This is a genomic window from Trichococcus sp. (genome assembly GCF_049684335.1).
Lineage (GTDB): Bacteria > Bacillota > Bacilli > Lactobacillales > Aerococcaceae > Trichococcus.
In genome coordinates this window covers 26,333-53,140 of sequence record NZ_JBAVFV010000027.1, presented here as the reverse complement: position 1 = coordinate 53,140, position 26,808 = coordinate 26,333, and the positions used below count along the sequence as shown (strand labels likewise).

At 46.9% G+C, this 26,808-nt stretch carries 23 protein-coding genes and 1 pseudogene; 10 read left to right on the top strand and 14 right to left on the bottom strand.

Annotated elements, in window-relative coordinates:
* Positions 1-235: 235 nt before the first annotated feature.
* Entirely contained in the window at positions 236-1,126 is an 891-nt protein-coding gene (locus tag WBM30_RS05260) for a DMT family transporter (RefSeq protein ID WP_424899705.1), read from the top strand.
* Positions 1,127-1,390: 264 nt separating this feature from the next.
* Here WBM30_RS05260 and WBM30_RS05255 read toward each other — a convergent pair whose 3' ends face one another.
* The 7 genes from WBM30_RS05255 to WBM30_RS05225 all read right to left on the bottom strand — a co-directional run bounded on the left by WBM30_RS05255 (position 1,391) and on the right by WBM30_RS05225 (position 8,822).
* Positions 1,391-1,762, bottom strand: coding sequence for a hypothetical protein (locus WBM30_RS05255; protein WP_424899704.1), 372 nt, complete (start codon positions 1,760-1,762; stop codon positions 1,391-1,393).
* Positions 1,763-2,164: 402 nt separating this feature from the next.
* Entirely contained in the window at positions 2,165-3,019 is an 855-nt protein-coding gene (locus tag WBM30_RS05250; RefSeq protein WP_424899703.1) for a MurR/RpiR family transcriptional regulator, read from the bottom strand.
* 11 nt (positions 3,020-3,030) lie between these two features.
* Positions 3,031-3,954 (bottom strand): exonuclease domain-containing protein, encoded by a 924-nt coding sequence (locus tag WBM30_RS05245; protein WP_424899702.1) that lies wholly within the window; start codon positions 3,952-3,954, stop codon positions 3,031-3,033.
* Positions 3,955-4,002: 48 nt separating this feature from the next.
* On the bottom strand, positions 4,003-4,293 hold the full coding sequence (locus WBM30_RS05240) for a hypothetical protein (protein WP_424899701.1): 291 nt from the start codon (positions 4,291-4,293) through the stop codon (positions 4,003-4,005).
* A 110-nt stretch (positions 4,294-4,403) separates the two neighbouring features.
* A complete protein-coding gene (locus WBM30_RS05235) occupies positions 4,404-5,114 on the bottom strand; it encodes a Crp/Fnr family transcriptional regulator (protein WP_424899700.1) in 711 nt (236 codons plus the stop codon).
* Between the two features lie 86 nt (positions 5,115-5,200).
* Positions 5,201-7,072, bottom strand: a complete 1,872-nt coding sequence (locus WBM30_RS05230; RefSeq protein ID WP_424899699.1) for a heavy metal translocating P-type ATPase — start codon at positions 7,070-7,072, stop codon at positions 5,201-5,203.
* A 355-nt stretch (positions 7,073-7,427) separates the two neighbouring features.
* A complete protein-coding gene (locus WBM30_RS05225) occupies positions 7,428-8,822 on the bottom strand; it encodes an L-cystine transporter (protein ID WP_424899698.1) in 1,395 nt (464 codons plus the stop codon).
* 418 nt (positions 8,823-9,240) lie between these two features.
* Here WBM30_RS05225 and WBM30_RS05220 point away from each other — a divergent pair, with 418 nt between their 5' ends.
* The gene (locus WBM30_RS05220; RefSeq protein WP_424899697.1) at positions 9,241-9,372 is read left to right on the top strand and encodes a hypothetical protein; all 132 of its coding nucleotides are present in this window, start codon (positions 9,241-9,243) and stop codon (positions 9,370-9,372) included.
* 60 nt (positions 9,373-9,432) lie between these two features.
* Here the strand turns inward: WBM30_RS05220 and WBM30_RS05215 are convergent, their stop codons facing one another.
* The 3 genes from WBM30_RS05215 to WBM30_RS05205 form a co-directional block, all read right to left on the bottom strand.
* A complete protein-coding gene (locus WBM30_RS05215; RefSeq protein ID WP_424899696.1) occupies positions 9,433-9,654 on the bottom strand; it encodes a heavy-metal-associated domain-containing protein in 222 nt (73 codons plus the stop codon).
* A 693-nt stretch (positions 9,655-10,347) separates the two neighbouring features.
* Positions 10,348-10,686 carry a YtxH domain-containing protein gene (locus WBM30_RS05210; RefSeq protein ID WP_424899695.1) on the bottom strand — a complete coding sequence of 113 codons (339 nt, stop codon included), beginning with the start codon at positions 10,684-10,686 and terminating at the stop codon, positions 10,348-10,350.
* 166 nt (positions 10,687-10,852) lie between these two features.
* On the bottom strand, positions 10,853-11,119 hold the full coding sequence (locus WBM30_RS05205) for a hypothetical protein (protein WP_424899694.1): 267 nt from the start codon (positions 11,117-11,119) through the stop codon (positions 10,853-10,855).
* On the opposite strand from WBM30_RS05205, the pseudogene WBM30_RS05200 reads away from it, so the two are divergent.
* Together WBM30_RS05200 and WBM30_RS05195 are read left to right on the top strand one after the other, a co-directional pair.
* A pseudogene (locus tag WBM30_RS05200) lies at positions 11,118-11,423 on the top strand (family 1 glycosylhydrolase); the annotation flags it as partial. The gene WBM30_RS05205 and the pseudogene WBM30_RS05200 sit on opposite strands and share 2 nt — an antisense overlap.
* 458 nt (positions 11,424-11,881) lie before the next feature.
* Complete coding sequence (locus WBM30_RS05195; RefSeq protein WP_424899693.1) at positions 11,882-13,312, top strand: 6-phospho-beta-glucosidase; 1,431 nt, start codon at positions 11,882-11,884, stop codon at positions 13,310-13,312.
* Positions 13,313-13,446: 134 nt separating this feature from the next.
* Here WBM30_RS05195 and WBM30_RS05190 read toward each other — a convergent pair whose 3' ends face one another.
* Both WBM30_RS05190 and WBM30_RS05185 read right to left on the bottom strand, forming a co-directional pair.
* Positions 13,447-14,127, bottom strand: coding sequence for a response regulator (locus WBM30_RS05190; protein ID WP_424899692.1), 681 nt, complete (start codon positions 14,125-14,127; stop codon positions 13,447-13,449).
* Positions 14,127-15,710 carry a Spo0B domain-containing protein gene (locus WBM30_RS05185; protein WP_424899691.1) on the bottom strand — a complete coding sequence of 528 codons (1,584 nt, stop codon included), beginning with the start codon at positions 15,708-15,710 and terminating at the stop codon, positions 14,127-14,129. The genes WBM30_RS05190 and WBM30_RS05185 overlap by 1 nt, the downstream gene beginning before the upstream one ends.
* Positions 15,711-15,944: 234 nt before the next feature.
* Between WBM30_RS05185 and WBM30_RS05180 the strand changes: the two genes are divergently transcribed.
* The 6 genes from WBM30_RS05180 (at position 15,945) to WBM30_RS05155 (ending at position 24,255) form a co-directional block, all read left to right on the top strand.
* Positions 15,945-17,243 carry a 2-hydroxycarboxylate transporter family protein gene (locus tag WBM30_RS05180; RefSeq protein ID WP_424899706.1) on the top strand — a complete coding sequence of 433 codons (1,299 nt, stop codon included), beginning with the start codon at positions 15,945-15,947 and terminating at the stop codon, positions 17,241-17,243.
* A 49-nt stretch (positions 17,244-17,292) separates the two neighbouring features.
* On the top strand, positions 17,293-18,465 hold the full coding sequence (locus tag WBM30_RS05175) for an NAD(P)-dependent malic enzyme (protein ID WP_424899690.1): 1,173 nt from the start codon (positions 17,293-17,295) through the stop codon (positions 18,463-18,465).
* Between the two features lie 307 nt (positions 18,466-18,772).
* Positions 18,773-19,456 (top strand): RraA family protein, encoded by a 684-nt coding sequence (locus WBM30_RS05170; RefSeq protein WP_424899689.1) that lies wholly within the window; start codon positions 18,773-18,775, stop codon positions 19,454-19,456.
* Between the two features lie 523 nt (positions 19,457-19,979).
* Positions 19,980-21,629, top strand: a complete 1,650-nt coding sequence (locus WBM30_RS05165; RefSeq protein WP_424899688.1) for a family 43 glycosylhydrolase — start codon at positions 19,980-19,982, stop codon at positions 21,627-21,629.
* A 72-nt stretch (positions 21,630-21,701) separates the two neighbouring features.
* A complete protein-coding gene (locus WBM30_RS05160) occupies positions 21,702-23,075 on the top strand; it encodes an MFS transporter (protein ID WP_424899687.1) in 1,374 nt (457 codons plus the stop codon).
* Positions 23,076-23,094: 19 nt separating this feature from the next.
* Positions 23,095-24,255 (top strand): glycoside hydrolase family 5 protein, encoded by a 1,161-nt coding sequence (locus tag WBM30_RS05155; RefSeq protein ID WP_424899686.1) that lies wholly within the window; start codon positions 23,095-23,097, stop codon positions 24,253-24,255.
* 190 nt (positions 24,256-24,445) lie between these two features.
* Here the strand turns inward: WBM30_RS05155 and WBM30_RS05150 are convergent, their stop codons facing one another.
* Together WBM30_RS05150 and WBM30_RS05145 are read right to left on the bottom strand one after the other, a co-directional pair.
* Positions 24,446-25,348, bottom strand: coding sequence for a helix-turn-helix domain-containing protein (locus WBM30_RS05150; protein WP_424899685.1), 903 nt, complete (start codon positions 25,346-25,348; stop codon positions 24,446-24,448).
* Positions 25,349-25,577: 229 nt separating this feature from the next.
* Complete coding sequence (locus WBM30_RS05145) at positions 25,578-26,759, bottom strand: ROK family protein (protein WP_424899684.1); 1,182 nt, start codon at positions 26,757-26,759, stop codon at positions 25,578-25,580.
* Positions 26,760-26,808: the final 49 nt, after the last annotated feature.

Sequence of the window (26,808 nt, the reverse complement as noted above, 5' to 3'; positions counted from 1 at the left end):
TTCATGGAGTTGCCTTGCTTCGTCGTGCTTTCGATTGTCAGAAAAGAAAGAGACAGTGGAAATGAGAGGATTTATCTCCCATTTCCACTGTCTCTTATTTGTCAATACCCTTAAGTTAATGACATTGGGGTGGCTGCGCGTTCCGTATTTTTTTGCGCGGAAATCATCCCCGGCCGGTAAACTCTGTGATATGATGGGTGTACTATTTTCATCAAATAACGAAAGGTGTGGGGTTGTGTCGAAAGGAAAAGGGAAAGTGATGCTGTCGATGCTGATATTCGGGACAATCAGCATTTTCGTTAAGAATATCGATTTGGCTTCCAATCAGGTTGCCTTCTTCCGGGGTGCTTTGGGGAGCCTGTTCCTCTGGGGAACTTTACTGGTGCGCAAGGAAAGGATTCCTTTGGTGCTAATCAGGGGAAATGCTAAGTTCCTGTTACTTTCGGGTTTTGCGGTCGGCATGAACTGGATCCTGCTGTTTGAAGCTTTCCGTTACACGACGGTATCGAATGCAACATTGAGCTATTATTTCCAGCCGATTTTCATGACGTTGTTGGCGCCGTTTGTTTTCAAGGAGTCCTTGACCGCGAAGAAAATCGGGTGTGTTCTGTTGGCGATGCTTGGGATGTTCCTGATAATCGGCGTTAGCCCCAACTCGGGAACTTATAATCATCCAGTCGGGATCGGATTCGGATTGGCTGCGGCGTTTTTCTATGCGGTTGCTATCCTCTCAAATAAAAAAATCGCAGGTCTTGGCGGGATCTCATTGACCGCTTTGACGCTCGTCATCGCAACCGGAATCCTGACCCCTTATGTCGCACTGACTTCCGGTTTCGGATTGGGACAATTGACTGGAAGCTCTATCACCAGTCTGCTGATTCTGGGAATCATCCACACAGGGATCGCCTATGTGCTGATGTTTGCAGGTGCCCAAGCGGTCGAGAGCCAGACGTTCGCGGTGCTCAGCTACGTCGATCCGGTGACGGCGATCGTGGTTTCGGCGGTATTCCTGAAAGAAGACCTGTCACCAATTCAATTGGCGGGAGGCGTGCTGATACTGGCTGCGGCCTTCCTGAACGAATTTTTGGGCAACAAAGAGAAAAAAATAGCGATCAGTAAAGAGTAGCGAAAAGGTAGCCACTTTCCATATGGGAATTGAATTTATGCTCAGAAATAACCCGTCAAAACCGGTTTGGCGGGGAAAACCAGTTCAAATAACAGTCAGAAAACCCGCCGAAACCACTTTGGCGGGGAAAAACTCGCGGACAACACGAGATTGCCCGTAAAAACCATTTTGGCGGGTTATTCCGCCACGAACGCTAACATCCAAAACACAAAAAGGGGCTGCCTCATTGGAGGCAGCCCCTTTCGTTCGGTATGTATTCAGTTGTTAAGCGATTTTTGTCATGCGTTTCAGGATGGCTTGTTCCCATGTGTCATAGTGGTTGACTGCAAACTTGAAGAGAGTCCCGTCTTTCCTTTCGATAATCAGCGCTTTGCGGAGGCCGTAAGTACTTGGACGAACGCTTCTGATGTCATCGTATGGTATGGCGATATCGTAGATGCCGTCAGCGAAGGCCTTTGAAAAGGGTTTGAAGAGAATTTTCGTCATGATTTTGGCTATTTCCGGCATATCGAAGCGGAGCTGCTTGTCGGTCAAAAAGCCAAAACCGTCCAGGGCGGACTGTTCGCTGCGGCACCAACTCATCCTACCGCTGTACAAGGTGACTTCCCCTGATCTGTCTCCCGTCTTTTTAAACATATCCATTCCTTCTTCCACAAGAAAAACAATAGCAATCCTTCGTGCCTATTATACCAAGAAGCTAGCAATAGGCCTAAAAAAACACAAAAACCCGGACAGATTTGTCCGGGTTTCCTAGAGCAGAAAGCCTCCTTGCGTATGGCAGTACGCGGTTGAAGGACCTTATTCTCTAGAATGGAGTCATTTTTCCGACGCTTACTGACTGAGCGATCTCACGCCGGGAAAAGGAACCTGTCATTAGCAAATGAAGGCACCTCTTTTATGGATACACTTAGTATAAGACATAACTGTTTATGAGGAAAGATGTCGAGCTCCGAATGAAAGAAATCTCTCACAACTTACATCCCGATAGTTGGGACACTGAGAGAATCCTTTCAGAAGGAGGGGCCGTTCTGATAATCATCACCAAGTGATTCGGCTGATTTTCTTATAGTAATCCATTTTCAGTGCGACATTACGCTCGTAGTCGAGTTTGAAATAGCTAGTATAGAGGCAATCCAGCAGGAACAGCAAAGAAAGCCTAGTCGAAAACGAAGAGATCTTATTATAATGACTTTCGTTCGAGCTCATGTAGAGATGGTGCGTGGCCACATCCGCGAAAGGAATGGCATCGGTGGATGTGATCAACAGGATGGGCGATCGATTATTCTTCAGGATTTTCACGATTTCGGGAATGACCGTACCCCGTCCGCCGTATGAAACAACAATGGAAAGATGTGAAGGGTCGCTGGCAGCCGCCGTCAGACGTTGGTGATACTCTTCGATCGGGACATTGACGAATCTGCCGATTTCCTGCATCTGAAACTTGAAGTTCTCTGCGAAAAACAGATTCCCTGCAGAGGTATATAGGTCGATCGCCGAAATCTTTTTCATCAAAGAAGCCGCCTGCCGCAGCTGCTCCAGATCCAGATTGTTTAGCGAGGACACCACGGTCTGCTCATAGAGTTCCTGCATCGTCCGCGTTATCTGGTATTGGGTTTCGTTGGGGTGGATCGGATAGTTAAAATCCAGGGTTGTCCGTTCTTTCAGATAGTCTCCGACCGAAGCCGAAACCAGGATCTTCAATTCGGAAAGGCCAGCCAGATTCAATTTTTTGCATAAACGGTAAATGGTTGCGTTCGAAATGAAGCTGGCTTCGCTGATTTCTGCAGAAGTCATCTTCACGAAAGCTTCGGAATTTTCTTTTATATAGGAAACCAAAATTTTCTCGTTTTCAGTCAAGCTTACTAAATTGTCCATTTTGCTGAAGATATTCATCTGTTGTCACCTCATTCCTTCAAGAAGATACGCAGGAAATCCGATTCGGAAAGCAGGGTCAGATTGTGGCCACTGCCTTGCAGTTCACGGACAGATTGGATCTTGCGGCTCTCGCTAGGTGTGCCGATTTTGCGCCAATCACTGTCGGCGACGACCAGGTAGAGGGTCTCGTAGCTCAGGTTGGCGTCGAAGTGGCCGCCGACATCGATGACGAGTTGCGCCAAAGCGTTGCGCTTCAGTTTTTGGAACCGGCCGGTAAAGCAGACGTGCTTGTCGTAAAAGACGTGATCCTTATCGAACAGCAGGCTCTTCGGCTTCAAGGGGGCGGCTGTTTTTGCCCGTTTGGCGGGGGTGCTTCTGCCGCCTTTCGCCACTCCGAAAGCATGCGAGAACAATTTCCCCATCCGATATTGGTATTCGTCCAAAAAACCTTGGATATCATAGTCGTATTGCGCCAGCATTTTGCTGGTGATCAGTCCGCAGGCAACCGCATCCTCTACCGCATTATGGTGGTTATCGATGGTCATGCCGAAGTGGTCCAACACAGTCGGCAAGCGATTATTGTGCAGGTCCAGCATGCGCTGCGCCATCTTGCAGGAACAGAAAAATTCGTTCTGCATCTTCGGCAATTTGTAAGTTTCGATCGTCTGTTGCAGACAACTCATATCGAATTGGGCAAAGTGGGCCACAAGCGGATCGGTTCCGATGAAGGAACGGATGTCCGGATAAAGTTCGTCGAAGGAAGGTTCCCTTGCGACCATGTCCTCGGTGATGCCGTGGATTTGGATATTCCCGCGGCTGAAATATTGGCGCGGATTGATGAGCGCATAGTAGCGATCGATTTCCTTCCCGTCGGAAAAGCGGCTCAAGCCGATGGAACAGACGCTGTCACCACGGCTGTTTGCAGTTTCAAAGTCAATGGCGACATAATCCATTTGCATACATACTCCTTTTGGTTGTTTATTGAAAAATGAATAAATGGACTATTGCTGCTGCAAAGCCATGATCTGTTGGTAATAAGGGATCATGCTGCCCAATACGGCACCGATGATGAAGAACAACAGCATGCGGATCAAAATATAGGCCCAGCTTGCTGTATAATCCCGAGTTGGGTTTTTATTGGAGCGTCGGAAGAGGAAGAACATGCCAATCCCCGCAATCCAGCCGATGCCGGACAAGAGTGCTTGGGAAGTCTCCGGATTTAGGTAGCCGATCACGAAGCCAACAACCGTAGCGAAGGCCAACAAAAGCCGTTGCTTCATTTTTTCTGTCATCAAAATTTCCCCCTTTTTCGTAAACCCATTCTACCACAAACTCCCTTTTCGTAATACGGTTGTGATCCGGCAAAAAAACCTTCCCGCTTGGTCGGAAAGGCAGGAGTGTTTCATATAAATAGCAAGCCATCCAGATCCAGGATGACGATTTCGCGGTGGGTCAGTTGTTTGATGAAATGGTGGTCCTCCAACGAGCCCATCTTTCGGCTGATTGTTTCCGGTGTCGTTCCGAGATAGGAAGCCAGATCTTTCTTCGACATCGGCAAGGTGATGGTGTCGCCGTCCTTTGTGGCCAGCTCGGCGAGGTAAAGGGCCAAACGAGATTCGACTTTTTCGGTCGCCACATAGGTCGTCTGTCTTTCCGACTTTTCCAGACGGTTAGAGAATTCCTGCAGCAATTTCAAAGAGATAGCCGGGTATTTCAACAAAAAGTGCTGCAGATCGCTCCTTTGCATCCGGCAGACTTGGGTCTCCTTCACGGCTTCGGCATAGGCTTCGTGCTTCGATTCACTGAAGAGGGCCAGCTCACCGGTGAAATCGCCCGGGTAGAGGAAGCGCACAAGTTGCTCCTTCCCAGATTCGGCCAGCCGGTAGATGCGGATCAGGCCGGAGTGGAGGATGTAAAGTGTATCCGACGCATCGCCGGGGCGGTAAATCAGTTCGCCTTTTTTGTAGGTCGCCGGATGGATGACGGACATGATTTCATCCATCTGGTCGGGCTCCAAATGATTGAAGATCGGCACAAGCGAAACGCAGGAACGATGCGCATTGCAGGTGCACTCTCCACTGCAGTTGTGCGCCTTGTTTTGGTTATTATTCATAGGGTGGATTCTCCTTTTTGGAACAGGTCATGCAGTTGTTCGATCATCTGAATTGTACCGCAATCCGGAGGCTGCATGCTAACTTTTTACTGTTGATCGGCATTCGATTTCCGGTTGAACCCAATCAAGCGCATGGCGTTCAGGATGACGGCCAGGATGCTGGCTTCGTGAATGAACATGCCGCTTGCGAGATGGACGGAGCCCAATAGGACGCCTGCCAAAAGGAATATGACGACCGCGACTGCGATGGCGATGTTTTGTTTCATATTCCGCATGGTTGCCTTTGACAGCGAGTAAGCATGGGAAAACTGCATCAGTTTATCGGCCATCAGCACGACGTCGGCCGTCTCCATCGAGATGTCGGTCCCTCCTTCGCCCATCGCTAAGCCGATGTCCGCTGTCGCGATGGCAGGCGCATCGTTGATGCCGTCGCCAGCCATCGCCACGACAGCTCCGTTCGCCTGCAGTTGTTTGACGAACCGCACTTTGTCCGCCGGCAACAGCTCGGCATGGAAGGCATCCAGCCCTAATTGTTCCGCAACCACTTGGGCGGTATGGCGGTTGTCACCCGTCAGCATGATGATCTGTTCGATGCCGTTGCGGCGCATCTCGGCTAAAGCCTGCTGTGCATCCGCGCGGATCTGATCGGCAATGGAGAAGAGCCCGGCAAGTGTGCCGTCAATGGCTGCGAAAACAACAGTGTTACCGGTTTTTTCACGCGCAATCGCGTAGCTTTCTGCGGCTTCATTTATCGAAATTCCGGACTGTGCCATCAGCTTGCGATTGCCGACGACAAGATGACGGTTGTCAACTATGGCTTTCAGGCCGTGTCCCTTAATGACTTCCGCATCTTTCGGTGCAACGGTTGCTAGGCCTTGTTGATGTGCGTATTTCACGATTGTCTGTCCGAGGTGATGCTCGGAAATGCGCTCCGCTGAAGCCGTCAGCAGCAGCAGTTCCTGGCGGTCAATGGCACTAACAATATGGATGTCGGTCACTTCCGGTTTGCCTTTCGTCAGCGTGCCGGTCTTGTCGAAAACGAGCGTATCGACTTTGGAAAAACGATCCATGACCTCGCCGCCTTTCACGAGCACACCGTATTTGGCGCCGTTGCCGATGCCGGCCACGTTCGATACCGGCGCTCCAATCACGAGCGCGCCAGGGCAGGCGATCACAAGGAAAGTTATGGCAAGATGCAGGTCACGCGTCCAAACGTAAACGATGACGGAGAGCACCACGATGGCCGGCGTGTAGAAATTAGCGAAGGCATCGAGGAAACGTTCGGCCTTGGATTTGGATTCCTGCGCCTCTTCGACCAATTCGATGATTTTGGCGAAAGTTGTGTCATCGCCGACCTTTTCCGCGATCATTTCGATGAAGCCGTCGTCCACCAATGTCCCCGAAAAGACTTTGTCATCCAAGGATTTATTGGCCGGAATCGCTTCTCCCGTCACAGCGGCTTCGTTGATGGCCGCCTGGCCCTTCACGATGATGCCGTCAACCGGGATTTTACCGCCCGGTTTGATCAACAGCCGATCCCCGACAGCCACTTCCTCAACCGGCACGACGGCTTGGTCAGTGCCATGCAGCACGATGGCTGCCTGGGGCGCCATGTCAATCAAGGACCGCAAAGAGGAACGGGTCTTTTCCAATGTGCGTGCTTCCAGGAAATCACCGAACAGAAACAGAAACGTCACAACGGAAGACTCCGTATATTCGCGGATGAACAGCGCGCCGATGACTGCGATCGTCACCAGCAACTCGATGCTGAAAGCTTTCATCCGCAATGCCAGATAGGCTTTGTGCATAATCGGCACGACCGCGATGAGCGTTGCGAGGACAAGCACATAGTCAGTGGCCACAGCATATCCGAGTGTTTTCAGAGCAAAACCGACTGCAATCAGGAAACCTGACAGCGCAGTGATGCGGTTTTTATATTTATGTATCCATTTGATCATTTAAACGACCTCCTCTTGTATTTCCTATAGCCTAATCATACGTCGTTAAGCAGGAAAACGACTTGATTAGGGTCAAGCTTTGGATGCGGAAATTAGATCAGCAGAACCTCAGCCTTTTTCCTCCGGCGAACGGAGGTTACGCCGGAGTACGGCTCACATTTAAGTTTTGTGCTCCGACGAGAACCTGCTCGCAGGAGAAGAGCCTGCAAATTACCGCCGTGCTTCGGTGTGGGAAGCCTCGCCGGAGGAACGAACCGACTTCATTCGCTTAATGGAATCCGGACAAAAAAAGCTGCCTGCAAATTGCAGGCAGCTTAATCCTTCGGCAAGGCCGAATAATGTATAGAAGAAAAGACTAGATGGCATCCCCATCGACAACGGCAGCGTCGTCGTTCAGGACGGAGGAGTCGAATTCCCCAATGTTGCGGGAAGAAACGACGCCGGCCAACATGCTGTCATTGACGTTGGTCAAAGTGCGCATCATGTCGATGACTGGTTCAACTGAGATGACTAGTCCGGCGATGGTGACAGGCAAGTTCATGGCGCCCAGAACGATCAAAGCCGCGAAAGTAGCACCGCCGCCGACACCGGCAACCCCGAAGGAACTGATCGTAACGACCAGTATGAGTGTCAATACGAAGCCGATGCTGGTGACGTCAATGCCCAAAGTTGGGGCGACGATGGTCGCCAACATGGCAGGGTAGACACCCGCGCAACCGTTCTGACCGATGGATAGGCCGAAACTGGCGGCGAAGTTGGCTGAGGCATCATCGACGCCCAAAGCTTTCGTTTGCGTTTCAACGTTCAAAGGCAGTGCACCTGCGCTGGAACGGGCAGTGAAGGCGAAGCTCAATACCGGGAAAGCTTTTTTGAAGTAAGTGATCGGATTGACACCGACAGCTGCCAGAATCAAGCTGTGCACCAGCAAGACGACAAGTAAAGCGGCGTAGGAAGCGACCACGAACAGTCCCAAGTTGACGATGGCCTGATAGCTGGATGTCGCCATCATCTTAGTCATTAAGGCCAAGATTCCGTAAGGAGTCAGGCGTAAGACCAAGGTAACGATACGCATAACGATCGATTGGATGACTTGCAGTCCTTTATTGAACAAAGCAGCATTTTCGGGCTGTTTTTTCTTGATGCCCATATAAGCGATCCCGACAAAAGCGGAGAAGACTACGACAGCAATCGTACTTGTGCTGCGCAGACCGGCCAGATCCTGGAAGATGTTGGTCGGGATGAAGCTGAGCACTTGACCAGGAATCGTCAAGTCAGCGACTTGCGTCTGTTGGGTAGTCAAGGCTTCGATTCTTGCAGTTTCAGCGGAACCTTGCGTGAATTGTGCGCCGTCAAGATTGAAGAGGATGACGGATGCCCATCCGATAAGAGCGGCGATGGCAGTTGTACCCAGCAAAGTGCCGAGTACGGATCCGCTGATTTTGCCCAGATTCTTGGTTTCTTCGATGCGGGTAAAAGCGCCCACGATCGACACGAAAATCAATGGCATGATCAGCATCTGCAGGAAGCGGACATAACCGTTGCCGACGATGTTGATCCAATCGATGGCGGTCAGTGTGATTGCGCTGTCCGGTGCAAAAAGCAGCTGGATGGCGGCCCCGAAGATAACCCCTAAAGCCAACGCGATGAAAACGCGTCTAGAGAACTTGACATGTTTGGAGCCTAAACGATAAAGTGCAAAAAGCAGTGCCACAAATACGGCTAAAATAATGACAATGGAAATGATGTCCATTTGAATTCCTCCTTTAATTTATCTATCCCGAGAACGAAAAAAAGCCCTCGTCCCTATACTCCAAATGTTTGGAATACAGGGACGAAAGCTCTTCGTGATCCACCCTTATTCGCACGACCCTCACGGATTGTGCCTTATGAAGTACGCAAAATCAGCCATACTTCTGTACGCTATCGGGTACAAACCGAAATGACACTAACGCATCATTTTGCTCCGAGACGCATTTTCGCTTTCCTGACCATGCCTCTTCTCACCGACTGAGGCTCTCTTTGATGACCCTGAAAGGTACTTCTTCTCTTCAACGCACAACTTATTTTCATTTGTGTTTTCATGATAGCATGCTTATTTTTCGAAAGCAACTGATATCCCTCGATTCAGGAATAAACGGATTCGCGAGTGATGTGGTGGGGCGGAAAAGATGGATAACTATCTGGAATCCATGTTTATGGCCTCGAATCCGGATGAAAAGATGGATAATCATCAGGAATCCATGTTTATGTGCCCGGATCCGGATGAAAAGATGGATAACTATCTGGAATCCATGTTTTAGGACACCCTCGCCAACAAAAAGCAGGGGCCGTCTCTAAATTGAGGGGACCCCTAAAAAAATCTAGGATTCTTTGACCGATTGGACTTCGTAGCCCAACTTTTGGATTGTTTTGCTGATGTCGTTCCCTGAAGTTTTGGTGCCGTCGAATGCGGCTTTGACTTTGCTGGAGTTGAACAACACTTTGACGGTTTCGACTCCATCGATTTTGCTGACGGCGGATTCAATTTTCTTGATGCAGGATGGGCAAGTGACGGGTCCTAATTGGATAACGGCTTGGCTCATGATTCATTCCTCCTATTTGTCTGGTATGACTATAGTATAGGTGGAATCGCCGAGAAAGGACTTGACCAGCATCAAGTTTTCGAAATCATTTTTGAGTATTGAGATTCCGGCTGTACAGCTGCACTGTTTTTTGTTTCGCGGAATAGCAAACGGTCGCTATAAGCGGTGCACTCTTATTTTCCGGGACATATCATTGCCTGTCTGATTGGCCTATACTAATGACATCAATTCGTATCCGGAAACAAAGGCACAGCAACATTCCGGATCGTTTGGAACGACTCTGCAGCCAACAGCTCTGCGTGTTCTTTGCTGGTCCATCATAATGAGAAAGAAGGAATCATCATCACGCATGAAGCGATGGATCTGATGGGCTACCACGGCAGCCGTTGGAATCGATGATGTGCTGAACGGAAGTAAGTCGCAATGGCAAGAACGCTTGGTGCAAACTGCTATGGCGGGTGGGGTGGCAATCAGAATTCAGAAGAAATGCTAAGGAAAGCAAAATGCTCAACATGGTGGAAGTAAATTGTCGAATACACGATCAATATTCGATAATTTGGCCCACCCGCCTCTATTATCAAAAAAAAGACCCAAAAATCAAACATAAATCCAGGTCTGAGAGGTTTTGGCACGCAAATCTAGCGTAAGAGACAAAAGAAGAGGCTCCCTTAATGGGCAGCCTCTTCCTTATGCTCACAATGTTTTCAATGCTTCCTCGATCGGATCGAGTTCGTCCACTTCGGTCACGGGCGCTTCCGTTTCGGCATCGAATTTCCCCTCAACTTCAGCAGCCTTCGAGGCGAATTGTTGCTTCACCGTGTCTGTCGTTTCTTGGGCCATTTCTTTGGCTTGATCGACGGCTTCTTTTGCAGTTTCCTTGGCTTTATCGGTGTAGTCCATCACCTTGTCCAACGCTTCATCGGCTTTGTCGGCCAAATCTTTGCGGATATCCTTACCTGGCTTCGGCGACAACAGCAGGGCGATCCCTCCGCCGATCACAAGACCTCTGACGAAACTAGAAAATTTCCCCATTTTTGGTACCTCCTTTTTCATGCGGCAACGCGAACGCTGCCGTCGGACATCAAAACAAACGAGTGTTGACCAAAAACCTATTTGAACGTGCACAGTAGCAACATTGCCTTCTGCCATCAGTATATAACACACCAAAAATTAAGCAAAATGATAACCACCAAATGCACTAAATATCGCTCATCTTCTTATTGATTTGAACCATGCTCAAGCGCCCGGTATGCTCCAGCATGTATTCGTAGTTGGCCAAGTAATCCTTTTCGAAGATGCCGCTGTAGAAAAAATCGAGGATATAGCTGAAGCCCGCGGAGGAAGCGAATTGGCCGAATGATATGATCGAGATCGTCTTCGTTCCGCCGTAGCGGCACAGTTTGGCATCGCCGATCGTTTCATGGGTTTCGCCGGTATAGGACAGCAGAATCGCCACATTTTCCATCGATCTCTATGATAAGTACCGCATCCCGCTGTTCGTCGTCGAGAACGGCATCGGCTCGACCGAAGTCCTGACCGAAAATGGCACGGTTATTGATGATTACCGGATCGCGTATTTCCGCGATCATTTCGAACAGATGAACTTGGCCATCAAAGACGGAGTCGAGCTGATAGGCTACACTTCTTGGGGCTTCATCTATGTGGATGCCGACGATCTCGGCAACGGCACTTACGACCGCTTCAAAAAGAAATCCTTCCATTGGTACAAGGATGTCATCGAAACGAATGGCGCCAGTTTGTTCGAATAATTAAGGACTGCAAGATTTTTTGATAGGAAAGGCGCTCTGAATAGGGACGCCTTTTTGGTTGGGGATATGGATGCACTTCGAACATTCGGAAATATCTTACTCAGGTAGCCCAACTCCGATGAGCGGTTGCTGGCCGGAGTTGGACGTCTTCCGGGCGTCTGTTCTCCGGCGAAGCCGCCGTGGTCGGAGGTAATGATTTTTTTGAATCTCCTCCTCCGGCAAAGAGGTGTTCACCGGAGAAAAATAAGCTCGCCTCTATTTTGACTATAAGTCCACAATAATACAATTTGTTGTCTAACAATATTTACATTGTCCATCCAAAAGTGTTAGTATTATTAATGTAACCGATACCGTAAAAATTCAAATGAATGGTAGCGGTTACGGAAAACCTTTGCGCAAGCGGAGTAAACTAATAGAGTATTCAATTTTTATGTATAAAAGACCGAGGAGGATGGCAAATGGCTTTAAGAGAAGACTTTTTATGGGGCGGCGCTACTGCTGCCAATCAATGTGAAGGTGGATACAACGCAGGCGGACGCGGTTTGGCCAACGTTGACGTTGTTCCCGTCGGCAAGGACAGAGGGGCCATCATCACAGGGAAAATGAAAATGTTCGATTTTGACGATGAGCATTTCTATCCTGCGTTGGAAGCTATCGACATGTACCACCGCTATAAAGAAGACATCGCACTATTTGGCGAAATGGGCTTCAAAACATACCGTTTATCAATCGCGTGGACGCGCATCTTCCCTAACGGCGACGAGCAGGAGCCGAATGAAGAAGGTCTGAAATTCTACGAAGACTTATTCAAAGAGTGCCATAAATACGGAATCGAGCCATTAGTGACAATCACGCATTTTGATTGCCCGATGCACTTGATCACAGAGTACGGTGGCTGGCGCAACCGCAAAATGGTCGGATTCTATGAGAATCTATGCCATGCCATTTTCAACCGCTACAAAGGTCTGGTTAAGTATTGGTTGACTTTCAATGAAATCAACATAATCCTGCATGCACCATTCATGGGTGCCGGTCTGTACTTCGAAGAAGGCGAAAACGAAGAACAAGTCAAATTCCAATCTGCGCATCACGAGTTGGTGGCCAGCGCAATCGCTACCCGCATCGCGCATGAAGTCGATCCTGAAAACCAAGTGGGCTGTATGTTGGCTGCCGGGAACTACTATCCATATACGTGCGATCCTAAAGACGTATTCAAAGCGCAAGAAGAAGACCGTGAAAACTACTTCTTCATCGATGTGCAATCACGCGGCGAATACCCTGCGTACGCGCTGAAGAAATTGGAGCGCGCAGGCATCAAAATCGAGATGGAGGAAGGCGACAAAGAAATCCTGAAAGCAAACACAGTCGATTTCATTTCCTTCTCCTACTATTCTTCACGCGTAGCTTCTGCTGATCCTGAAGTGAACGCAAAAACAGGTGGAAACATTTTTGAATCCGTCAAAAATCCTTATTTGGATGCGAGCGAATGGGGCTGGCAGATCGATCCATTAGGACTGCGCATCACGATGAATGCGATGTACGATCGCTACCAAAAACCATTGTTCATCGTTGAAAATGGTTTGGGAGCTGTCGATGTGCCGGACGAAAACGGCTATGTCGAAGACGATTACCGCATCGCCTACATGGCTGCGCATATCGAAGCCATGAAAGATGCCGTAAACTTGGATGGCATCGATCTGTTGGGTTACACGAGCTGGGGCTGTATCGACCTTGTCAGCGCGGGAACAGGCGAAATGAAGAAACGTTACGGTTTCATCTACGTCGACCGCGATAACGAAGGCAATGGCACGCTGAAACGTACGAAGAAAAAATCCTTCGACTGGTACAAACAAGTAATCGCCAGCAACGGGGAAGACTTGTCCATCTAAGAGCAAATTAGTTCGCTTGCTGATGCAAGCGGAAATTGCATAAGACAAAAAGAGCAACAGCGAGGTATTTTATGCCTCGCTGCTGCTCTTTTTTTGCGTACTATGGTTTGCCAACTCCGGCGAAGCTGCTGCTCCTATTTTTTCCGGTAAAACGCGGTCGGTCTGCCGACTGTCCCGTATTCCAACCGCATTTCGATGACCTGCTTGTCCTCCAGGTAGCGCAGATACTTCCGGACCGACACGTGGGAAAGGTTCGCCAGACTGGTGATGTTGTTCACGGTGAAATCGCCTTTCTGTTGGTCGATGCAAGCCATGATCATGGTCAATGTTGAAGGAGTCAGCCCTTTGTCGATGGCCTCGTCGTCCTTCTCATCCGGTTGCTTATCCAGCGAGTGGAGCTGATCCAATTGCTTTTGTGTCACCGGCTTTTGCGAATGCAGCAGCTCTTGGCGTTGCACGAAGGCCTCGATGCTCTTCTCGAAGCGTTTGAACTGGAACGGCTTGAGGATGTAGTCGACGATACCGCACTGCAGGCCGATTCGGATTGCTTCCTGTTCGCCGGCCGCCGTAATCATGATCAACTCGGCCGGGTAATCCCTTTTTCGCAGCGATCGGATCAGATCCAAACCGCTTTTGCCCTGGATATTTACATCGACCAGCAACAAATCGTAGGTATGCTTGCTGGTCAAACGGATGGCCTCCTCAAAGCTGCTGCAAGTCCCGGATACGACAAAGCCGGGTATTTTCTCCAGATAACGACGATTGATGGACAATACCATCGGATCGTCCTCCACAATCAATACGTGATAGACCATCAGTTCTCTTCCTTTCGGTACGCTGTTTTCAAAGAAATCTTAATCCGGCGGTCATTGCTTTCGATTTCCAGTTGCCCGTCCACTCTTTTCAGCAGTTGGGAAATGACCGGCGTATGCAGTTCTTCCGTCAGCCGCTCGTTCATGGCGGGCTCCAGCTGCAATTCGTAAACAGTCTCCAACCGGTCGTTCCAGAAGCCGAAATGGATCTGCAGGTCATCCGCCAACCTGTTTTCCAAAATGAATTGGTCCAGGAAACGGATGATGTTGATCCAGCATTGGACAGCCGTGTGATCGGTAGTCGGCGGCACATCCGGGTAGACTTCAATCATGAACGGATAGTTCTGCTCCGTGAATTTGCTGCGCTCGCCGATCAGAAAGCCTGCGATGACAGGGTTTTTGACCAGGAAAATCATGCGGTGCGAAAATTCCTGCTCCGGTTCGAGTATTTTGCCTAAGTAGTCGTTCAATTCCTCGTATTCCTGCAGATCCGCCAAGCCGTAGATGACATGCAGCTTATTCAAAAAGTCATGCGACTGCGTCTGCAGGGTGGTGGTGTAGGTGGCCGCGTTGAACAGTTGATCCGTCAGCAGATAGAGCTCCGTGGCATCGCGCATCAGGATGATTTGGCCGATGACTTTCTTGGCGACGGTGATCGGGGCTGTCGAAAGCAAGTAGTCCACGCCATCCTGATGATAGATCTGGTCGGTCGTTTTGTTTTGTCCGGCTAACAGCTTCAAGTCCTGCGCCACAGGCAACAGCGATTGAATCGGCATGCCGATGATTGCGCCATCCCCGCCATCCTCCGGTGAACCATCCGGCGAAAGCGGCCGGAACACTTTTTTCGCCTCCAGATTGGAAAGGACGACCCGGTTGTCCTTGTCGGTGACGAGGATGGCGTCCTTCGTGTTCTCCAGCATCGCATTGCGTTCTTCCAATAATCTGGCTATTTCGATCGGCTCCAGATTGTACATTTGGGTTTTGAGCTGGAAAGCCGTGAAGATCGCAGCGGCAGCTCCGAACAGCAGGCTTACCGCAAAACTGACGGAGAAAGGCTGCATCGTTTTCTTGGCGATCGAAGCGAGCGTTGTCGTCTTGATGCCGATCGCGACGACGCCGATTTCCACGTTTTCCGCATTGAAAACAGGGACGAAGGCGCGCAGCGATTGACCCAGCGTGCCTTGCGCGATTGAAGTTGTCTCCTGTCCCGAAAGTGCGGCTTCTTCATCTCCGCCCTGGAAAGGCGCATTGATCTTTTCCGGATTGGGATGGGTCAGGCGGATGCGGTCCATCGTCATGACCACGACGAAGTCCAATTGGTAGGTTTCGGTTATCTGATTGGCATAGGCCTGCACTTCCGGATTGGTGGCACCATCGCTCAGCGTCTGGATAACCAAAGGCTGCGCGGCCACGATTTCGGCGACGGAAAGGAGTTGCTCCTCTTCCTGCGTCTGCGTCGCTTCATAGATGCGGTTCGTCAGCGAGAAGTACAGGACGCTGACTGTCAGAGCCACCGTGACCAATACCATCAAGGTGAGCTTCACCCATAAGCGCTGGTTTTTCCATTTTTGCTTCAGTTTGATCATTCTTCGATGTTCCCTTCCTATTACACAGCCATTATACCAAATGAAAAGTAGGCGTTCGCAATTTAATTAATTGAATAATACTTAAATTAATTAAATAATCTATTTTAATTCTGTAAGCGGTAGCATAATGAAAACAGGTTAAAGAAAGCGCTTCAAGAGTTGCGGTTAATCAAAAGGAGGAGAAGGAAAGTGAGAGACACGACAAAAGAATTGGAGCTTGAACAGCTCCCGGGCATTTCAGAGTTGACGGTTTTCGACAGATTCAAGAATGCGAAGGTAGGCGCGATTCCGTTGCCCACTTATCTCGTGATGTCAGCCATTATAATAGCTTCTGCGTATCTGGGCGAATTGCCCGTCAACATGCTGGGCGGTTTCGCAGTCATCTTGAGTTTGGGGTGGCTTTTGGGAGGAATCGGCGCAAGCATTCCGGGATTGAAAAATTTCGGAGGATCGGCCATCCTGTCGCTGATGGTGCCATCGATCATGGTATTCATGAATGTATTCAATCAAAATACACTGGATGCAGCGAATATGCTGATGAGGGAAGCAAACTTCCTGTATTTCTACATCGCTTGTCTTGTCTGCGGCAGTATTCTGGGGATGCACCGCAAGATTCTGGTGCAAGGCTTGATTCGGATGATCATCCCGATGGCAGTAGCGATGATCGCTGCATTGATCGTCGGAACTTCAATTGGAACTTTGTTGGGACTGGGTTTTGAGCATACGCTCTTCTACATCGTGACACCGATCATCGCCGGCGGAATCGGCGAAGGCATCCTGCCGTTATCGCTTGGTTACAGCGCCATCACCGGCATCCCGAGTGGAGAATTGGTTGGACAATTGATTCCGGCAACGATCATCGGTAACTTCTTCGCAATCATCTGTTCTGGTATTTTGAATCGCTTAGGCGAAAAATATCCTGAGAAAAGCGGCAAGGGCCAATTGATCAAATTCGGCGGCGACGACGATATGGCGGATGCCATGCAGGAAGACAAGAGCCCGCTGGACATCAAATTGATGGGTGCCGGCGTTCTGACAGCCTGCACACTCTTCATCGCAGGCGGACTTTTGGAAAGACTTACGGGTTTCCCTGGACCGGTCCTGATGATCCTGATCGCTGCAAGCATCAAATACTTGAGCCTATTGCCTAAAGATGTTGAAAAAGGTTCGAAACAGCTGTACAAATTCGTTTCCGGCAACTTTACTTTCCCGTTGATGGTCGGCTTGGGTTTGTTGTACATCCCACTTAAAGACGTCGTCGGCATGCTTTCTTGGCAGTATTTCGTGGTCGTGATCTCAGTCGTGTTGACCGTTGTCCTGACCGGTTTCTTCGTCGGTGGAAAAATGAACATGAACCCGATCGAAGCAGCCATTGTAACGGCTTGCCAAAGCGGCATGGGCGGAACCGGGGATGTTGCCATCCTATCGGCTTCCAACCGCATGAATCTGATGCCATTTGCTCAAGTAGCTACACGTTTGGGTGGAGCCATCACCGTTATTTCCATGACATCCTTATTGCGTTTCCTGTTCTAACGACATAAAAACCAAAAACTAAAACGAGAAGAAAGAGAGTGTGTTCATTATGACAAATGTAAATGAAAAAGCATTGGCTATCAGCAAAAAATTCGGCGGTAAATTGGAGGTCATCTCAAAAGTGCCGATCGAAACAATGGAAGATCTGAGCATCGCCTATACACCAGGCGTCGCAGCTGTCTGCATGGAAATCGCGAACAACAAAGAATCCGTCTATACTTATACCACTAAAAAGAACCTGGTTGCCGTCGTAACGGATGGATCGGCTGTCCTGGGCTTGGGCAATATCGGACCGGAAGCAGCCATTCCGGTTATGGAAGGCAAAGCGGCCTTGTTCAAACGCTTCGGAAATGTGGATGCCGTGCCGATTTCCTTGAATACGCAGGATGTTGAAGAAATCATCTCGCACGTTGCTGCCATCGCACCTTCTTTCGGCGGGATCAACCTGGAAGACATCAGCGCGCCTCGCTGCTTCGAAATCGAACGCCGCTTGAAAGAGATGTTGGACATTCCGGTCTTCCATGATGACCAACACGGGACCGCGATCATTGTTCTGGCTGCCCTTTACAATTCCTTGCGCCTGACAGGCAAAAAAATCGATGAGATTCAAGTGGTCGTCAATGGCGGCGGTGCTGCAGGGATCGCCATCAGTCAAATGTTCCTTTCCGCTGGCATCAAGAACCTGATGGTCGTGGACCGCACCGGCATCATTTCCGAAACCAATCCTGAATTGGCCGAACGCCATGTGGAAATCTCAAAAGTTACGAACCGCAGTTTCAGAACCGGAACTTTGGAGGATGCAGTTGTCGGAATGGACGTATTCGTCGGCGTATCCGCGCCAGGCGTCCTGAAGAAGGAATGGATCGCAACCATGAACGAGAAACCGGTCATCTTCGCGATGGCGAACCCGACACCGGAAATCTTCCCGGATGAAGCAAAAGCAGGCGGTGCCTATATTGTCGGCACCGGCCGCAGCGACTTCCCGAACCAAATCAACAATGTTCTGGCATTCCCGGGAATCTTCCGCGGAGCCTTGGATGCCCGTGCTAAAGATATCACGATCGAAATGCAGCTTGCTGCAGCGCGTGGCATCGCCAGCATCGTCAGCGATGAGGAACTGAACGTCGACTATATCATGCCGGATGTCTTCACTCCGGGCGTGGCGGACATCGTAGCTGCCAGCGTTATGAACGCAGTCAAAAAAGAGGAAGTACTTGTTTAAAAAGTAGAGAACGAAGAAGCTGTCTCCAGGGTGAGGCAGCTTCTTCTGCGTCCGCTAATCGGAGGAGAGCAACAGAATACGTGCGCAAATTCGATGAAGGACCCACTCGCCGGAGAAGGAGCTAAAATCCGACAATCTGATTATGCACGGTCCAACGGTTTCTTGTTTCGTCTGTCTGATTTGTCGGAAAAGTGTTTTACCTTTGTTTTTCATGTCGCTATCATATATACAAAAAAACGTCTATTCTGATATGGTTGAGTCAACAATATGTTTTTTTGGGAAAAATCAAAAAAATGGAGGTAGGAACATGAGCGAGAACAAGCAAAGAATGGGCTTCAGAATAAACCAAAATATTCCCCGGCCGACCACGGATCTGCTGGAAAGACTGAACCAATTTACTGTGCCGGAATTGTGCGACGGGATGGATCTCTTTCGGGCAATGGATTACCAAATCAAGCCGATGGTGACGACGCAAAAAATCATCGGACCTGCCGTCACGCTGCAACTTACGCTCGGTGACAGTCTGGTTGTACCGAAAGCTTTGGAGGTAGCGCAACCGGGTGACATCATCGTCATCGATGCGAAAGGCAGCTGCAACAATGGCGTTTGGGGCGATAACCGCAGCCGCGTGGCCAAGGCGATCGGCTTAGCCGGCGTCGTAATCGACGGTGCCTTCCGCGATATCGAAGAAAATGAAGCACTCGGCTTCCCGATCTACGCCCGGGCGAACACCTGCGGCAGAAGCACCAGGGGCGCGAAGGGGGAAGTCAATGTACCGATTTCCTGCGGCGGCGTGTCGGTGCGCCCTGGGGACATCATCGTCGGTGACCGTAACGGGGTCGTCGTGATTCCGTTGGAGCATGCCGAGGAAATCATCCAAGCAGCCCAAGAGCAAGTGGATAAGATGGAGGCGCAAATTGCGAAATTCGAAGCGACCGGCCAGATCGTCCCGGACAGCCTGGAAAAGGAATTGGAAAAATTGGGTTATTAGAACAAATAATCGTATTTCATTTTACAATTTTCCAAAAATAAAGCCACAATGTCATTAACTCAAGCAACTTGACAACTGTAAAAAGCGAGGATGCATCCTCGCTTTTTTTATGATGTGAGGAGGAATATTTTCCTCCTTCTTCTTATTTGTCAATACCCTTAAGTTAATGAGATTGAGTAGTAGGGGGGCGCTTTTTTTGTTTTCTTTACATTAGTCGTAAAATCCATAAAACGATATATCACCAAGGTAAAAGTGCTGCAACAGCGGGCTTTCATCTTGGTGATTTTTATTTTGCTACATCCGCTATCCATTGAGCCCCAAGGGGTCCGGCACAGCGTAATTAATTGTCCGTAGTTCTCATAGCCAAATTCTTGCTTCTACTATATTACGGAAAATGGTAAAAAAACTGCGAATTTTGGTATATAACTCCTTATCTATTTCTTTTATTATAGGGAAGTAGAAGGGAAGCGGTTTCATTATGACACCTTTTATGATCGACACGAAAGTTGAAAGGAAGTATAAAATGAACATTCAAAATCCAATTATTCCGGGAATGGCCCCAGATCCGTCAATTATTCGAGTAGGGGATATTTATTATCTTGCAACATCGACTTTTCACTGGAATCCAGCTATTCAAATTTTTCAATCAGCGGACTTAGCCAATTGGGAATTGATCGATTATGCCATAAAGGAGGGAGAAGTTAATTTAAGAGGAACAAACACCCCGGCAGGGATTTGGGCCCCACATTTGTCTTATGACTATGAAGCTAAAAAATATTGGTTAGCCTATTCCCATATGGTGAACATGGCGGGACGAGAATTCAATTCTGATTCTTATGCGATTTGGGCAGAGAATATTCGCGGTCCGTGGTCTGAGCCTATTTACTTAACGTCAATTGGTTTTGATCCAGCTATTTATCATGATGACAACGGCAAAAAGTATATGGCGATTTTAGAATGGGAAACAAGGGAAGGTTACCAAGCCCCAGGGCATATTGTCATTGCGGAAGTTGATTTAGAAAAAGGGGGCATTATTGGTAAGTGGCAACGTATTAATCATGGGTTTACCACTAGAGGTTGTGCAGAAGCGCCACAAATTTACAAACGCAATGATTATTACTACCTACTTATTGCGGGAGGAGGAACAGGTTATGCTCATGGTGTGGAAATTGGTCGCTCAAAAAACATCTTTGGCCCATATGAACCACATCCCACTGGCGAACCGATTATTACTTCCTCACCGAGACATTTATTCTCCTTAGGGAATCCAGATGCGGGGCAGTTCGGGATGTATAATCCAGAATCCGTCATGCAAAAAGCGGGACATGGTTCCTTGGTGGAAACGACTACAGGCGAGTGGTATATTTCTCATTTAATGTCACGGCCACTGGAAGGTACGTTACTCAATCCACTGGGGCGAGAAACGGCCATTCAAAAAATGCACTGGACAAAAGAAGGATGGCTTGAAATGAAAGATGGCAGCAACCTCGCTAAGATGGAAGTGGAGGGTATCATAGGAAAAGATGTTGAAACCACTGTGACTCATAATGTTGAGGATGATTTCAATGATGCATATCACTGTCGTTTTATGACTCCTTATCGAAATCAAGAAGTTGCGTGGGTCAACACTATAGAACGTCCAGGTTATTTACGAATTTACGGAAGTGATTCCTTCTTTTCTCAAGTGAATCCAGCAATTATGGCAACTAGAGCTACCTCTTTTAACTATCAATTGGAGACGAAAGTTGAGTTTCATCCAGATCATTATTCTGAAACAGCGGGCGTTGGACTATACTATGATTCGAATAATTGGTTGTACTTACACTTGAGTTATTCAGAAGAAAAAGCGATACCTTTATTGACCGTTTTGCAAGCAAAGCATGGAAAGCGTATTGAATATAGCAACAATTGTTTCCCAGTCAAGCAAGGAATTGTTGAATTGAAATTATCTTATGATCACGGGCAAGCCGATTTGTTTTATCGTTTAGAAGAAGACTGGATTTTGTTTGTTGAAGAAATTGATGTGTCTTACTTATCGGATGAAGGGGTCAATGGAGAACCTGGAGAAATTGGTGGGTTTACAGGTTTGTTTAATTTTGTGGGTTCTGTCGATGCACATCAACATGATTCATTTGCTGACTTTTCTTATTATTACGTTAAAAATAAAGTATAACATTTCTTGTAAACACTCGAGGATTAGGAACTTAAGATTTGAAAATATATTGATAAGTAAAGGTGGATGAAAATGGAAAATGAAATAGAATTAAAAGCATCTAAGGAAATAAAATTGTTTGAACGGATCGCTTATGGTTTAGGGGATTTTGGGTGTAATATTATTTATACGGCAATGACGACGTATTTATTATTTTATTATACTGACTATGCAGGAGTGAATGCGGCGGCGGTTGGAATGATCATGTTGTTTTCACGGTTTTTAGATGGGTTGACTGATATTGGGATGGGAATGATTGTCGATCGCACAAAAACAAAATATGGAAAAGCACGACCTTGGATTCTCAGAATGGCAATCCCTTTTGCAATTTCAGGAATTTTACTTTTTTCTGTACCGGTAGGATGGGACAATGGAGCGAAATTGATCTATGTATTTCTAACGTATAATTTAGTTTCAAGTGTGGTATATACGGCAATTAACGTTCCTTATTCGTCATTAAACGCTCTAATGACTCAAGATCCTTACGAACGAAGTGTTCTAAGTATTTTCCGGAACTTACTGGCGACAGCGGGGACATTGATTATTAACTCTTATACCTTGACCTTAGTGAAATATTTTGGTGATGATGCGGGTGCATGGACTAAAACTTTTGGTATCTTTGGTATATTAGCTGTAGTTGCTTTTCTTATTAGCTTTGCTGGAACGAAAGAAAGAGTCAAACCTCTCAATGAAGAGTCTGCCCATGTCTCATTTAAAGTTGGAATTCGTGCCTTATTTAAAAATAAATACTGGTTAATGGTGACGGGGATTTTAATGCTTTTATTCATTAACATGGCTTTAAGCTACGGATCAACTGTATATTACGCGAAATCGATTTTGGGGGACAATCAGTTAGCCCAAACAATCAACTCGATTATGAATATTGCTCAAATTACTTTCATGTTTATCATTGCACCATTCGTTAAACGATTAGGAAAGAGAAATTCAATGGGTCTCGGTTTAATTATTCAATCCATTGGTACAGTGCTGCTTGTTGTAATGGGTGGCTCGGTGGTAGGTATCTATGCATCAAGCATTATTCGAGGAATTGGAGGCGCATTCTTTGGAGCAGTGATTTGGGCGATGGTCTCTGATACAGTGGACTATGGTGAATGGAAAACGGGTCTACGAATGGAAGGTCTAACCAATAGTGCCTGTAGTTTCGGCTATAAAGTCGGAAATGGTTTAGGTTCTGCCTTGCTGGGAGTTGTTTTATCTATGGGTGGCTATGTTGGAACGTCGGTCACACAATCCGCTCAAGCGGTTACGAGTATTCATATGGTCTTTTGGGTACTGCCGATCATTCTTAACGTATTGATCCTAGTTATTTTATACTTCTATCGGTTGGATGATGAATTTGAGGGCATTATTAAAGATTTACGCGAAAGAGAAGTAAATAATAAATAGTATAACGGAGGAATAGTTCATGTTAGAAAAAATTAAAGGAGTGAATCTTGGCGGTTGGCTCGTATTAGAAAAGTGGATGACACCAGAACTTTTTGAAGGAACTCAAGCAGAAGATGAATATTACCTAGCGCACGATTTAGAGAAAGAAGCGTATCAGGCACGAATTTTAAATCACCGCTCGGAATTCATTACTGAAGCTGATTTTATTCGCATCGCATCTGCGGGCCTTAATTTGATTCGTATCCCAATTCCTTATTTCGCTTTCGGCGATCGTCCGCCATTTATTGGCTGCCTTCCGTATTTAGATAAAGCTTTTAACTGGGCAAAAGCTTATGACATTAAGATTCTGCTTGATTTACACACGGTTCCAGGAAGCCAAAATGGGTTTGATAACGGGGGGATTTCTGGAGTATGTCGCTGGGGACAAGATCCAAAAGAAGTCGATTTCGCACTCTCTGTTCTGACTCGCTTAGCGCAGCGGTACAGAGACCATGAAGCGTTATGGGGGATTCAACTCATCAATGAACCAATTACAGAAAAAATGTGGGGGACTATGAAACCACTGGAACGATATCCAGCCCGTGATCCGAAGTTAGCGGCAGGAAGTGGCCCATTGTCGATGAAGTTTTTACAATCTTTTTATCTGGAGGCGTATACAAAATTACGTGAAATTTTATTGCCAGAAACAGTGATTGCTTTTCATGATGCTTTCGAACTACATGCTTGGAAAGACTGTTTTCTCGATCATGCATTTGAAAATGTGATGTTAGATACTCATCAATACTTGATGTTTGCAGAAATGGAAGGTACCGAGCAAAATCTCGAAGCCTATCTTAATTACTTAGAAGCTTTAGGAAAAGAAATCGCAGAAGTCGCAGCCTATATTCCTGTTTTTGTCGGGGAATGGTCACTGTTTAACTCCTACGCGGTTGGTGTGGATACCCAAGGGGGAATTAATCCTACTCAACAAACCTTTGATTCTAATAAACAATTTTCCGCAGAAGAATTAGTTGAAGTTTATCAGATTTTATGGAAAAAATCAGTCGAGACGTGGAATATCGGTGAAGGGCATATGTTCTGGACGTATAAATTAAACATTGATACGATTAATGATCCCTCTTGGTATGGATGGGATTCATGGGACCTGAGTCGTTGCTTATCAAAAAAATGGATTTCTTAATCAAGTAGCTCAACTCATTTGTAAATTATGAGTTTGAACCTGCATTCCCGAATTGTGTAACGATAATTAGTAAGCCCGAAATATAAAAAAATAGCAACACCCTTTGGTGCGCATCATGGATAGCCGGATACCATGCGATTTTTTCGCAAGTATCCGGCTATTTCTTTATTTACGTCATTTGAATGCGGGCTTACTTTTGAACAATTTCATTTATTTCTTGTCGATATTGTTTAGGAGATTGCCCATTCCAATTTTTAAATTGCCTTGAGAAATGAGAAGCATTTTGATAACCAACTATTTCACCAATTTCACCAATGGATAAACCCGGCTGATGAAGTAATTTTTTTGATTCATTATAACGTAATCGATCTAAATAATATTTAGGACTCACGGAATAAACTTTTTTAAAAATTTTCAACATAGTGCTTTCACTGATATTCAAAGACTCAGCAATTTGTTGTAAAGATAATAAAGAAAAATTCTCTTCTGTCGGGTACTTCGTAAACTGACGAAAATTTTCTTGCAGTGTTTTCGCAATTTCTATCGCAAGAATTAATGTAGTATTATCAGATTTTTTCATTTCAACTTGTTCATAGTCCGCATAATCCAATAAACAAAGAACTAATTCAATGATTAATTGTTGTACTTTTAGTTTCTTCTTTAACCCAAAGTCACCACAATCTAATAACTGAATAAAACCTTGGATGACTTCTTCAATCGATTGATAAGCTGTATTTTCCTTCCGCAGAAAAATCGGACAATACATGAGGAGTCTTTGTTGAATCATGGGGTCATCGATATCAAAATGGACGCAAAAATACGTCATGCCTTCTTCAGAAACACACTGATTTTCATGGGGCGTACCAGGCGGAATCAATACCATATCTTCAGCGACAAAATCATAAGAAGTCCCACTAAATATAATCCTTTTTGTACCCGACAAAATAAACATCATTTCAAAAGCGTAGTGGGTTTCCCGTTCCGCCTTCCATTTATAGGGCACATGTTGCTTATGACCACCAAACAATTTAATATTCGTATCAATATCAGGTATATGGACAATTTTTTTCAACCAATCTGGTGTTTTGTTCATCCCGGTCGCTCCCGTCTTGTTTGATTTATATCTTACTCTTTTTAAGTGGAATGTCTATATGAGTTGGATGTAAGCGCTACATAACTAGGTGTGTACTACAACACGAATAACCCTGCCACAATATGGATATCATATCGTAGTAGGGTTTATTTGCGGTTTGCCTGGACAACATCTTGACTCCATGGCAAATAATCCCCAAGAAGTTCGGGTTCCTCTTTGAACGGAGTGTTCATGTCAAATTTTTGGGTAGCATGAATAATTCAGGATTCATTTTCAAATTTTGGATATTCAGAAAATTTTGTGTGGACTTGGCCACGCCGCCGAATAAGGTCGCTTTTCTTCTGAGTGAGCTGCTGACGACACTGGTCTCGCACGAAAATTTACCTTTGAGATCACCTTTAAGAATGTTGATCAGCTCAGGGATTTGCGAATAAATGGAACTGTTGATCACCACTAAATCAGGTTCATAGATTACGGCCAGATTATTGACGGCGATGCTCAAATAATGCGCATTGGTCCGTAGTGCATTTTGGAAAACGGGGTCGCCTTTTTTATAACGTTCGATTACCAAAGAAGAATTGATGTCCGGTAGCGCAAGCGTCTGTTCCAGTTCACTGTAGAGGGCTTGATGGGAAGCATACTGCTCGAGGCAGCCGTCATTGCCGCAAGGGCATCTTCGGCCATCGGGATAAAGGATGCTATGGCCGATTTCACCGGCCTTTCCGGTTTTGCCGATCCGCAGTTTTCCGTTTTCAACGATTCCGGCTCCGATCCCGGTATGGATGCTCAGGCTGACGACGCTGTCCGAAATCGATCCGAAGGTATATTCACCAAGCGCTGCCAGATTTGCTTCATTTTCCAAATATACATAGAACGGATAAATTTCTTCTAATTGAGCCTTCAAATCGCTCTGCAACGTATAGTTGGGCGTAAAGATGATTTCTTCCTGATTGACGAGTCCGTGGATCGCAACGCAGAGTCCCGTGATGCCGTGAGGCGTTTCCACAGCATGTTGCGTCAATTTTTCAACCATTTCCGTGATATAGTCGAGGACATTGGCGGAAGAAACTTTGATGCCTCTGATTTCGGATTCATAAAGGACTTTTCCGTCGATGTAGGCGATGAGCCCTTCTACGTAATTGGGTGCAACATCCAAGGAAAGGGTAAGTGCAGCTTTTCCATTGAAAGTGAGCATGATGGGCTTTCGGCCGCCGATTCTGGCTGCGTCGCCGATACGGTCTTCATGAATCAACTGGTCATCCAAAAGTTTTTTGCTGATTGCGGATACGGAAGCCTTATTCAAACCGGTAAGGACGGATAATTCAGCACGGGAAATTTCTTTCTGGCTGATGATAGCATTTAAAATAATTGCCTCATTGTTTTCGCGGATCGTATATTTGCTGTGAATCAATAAAACCACTCCTTCTTCCTACATTATCTATCATATATCTTCTGAAAGC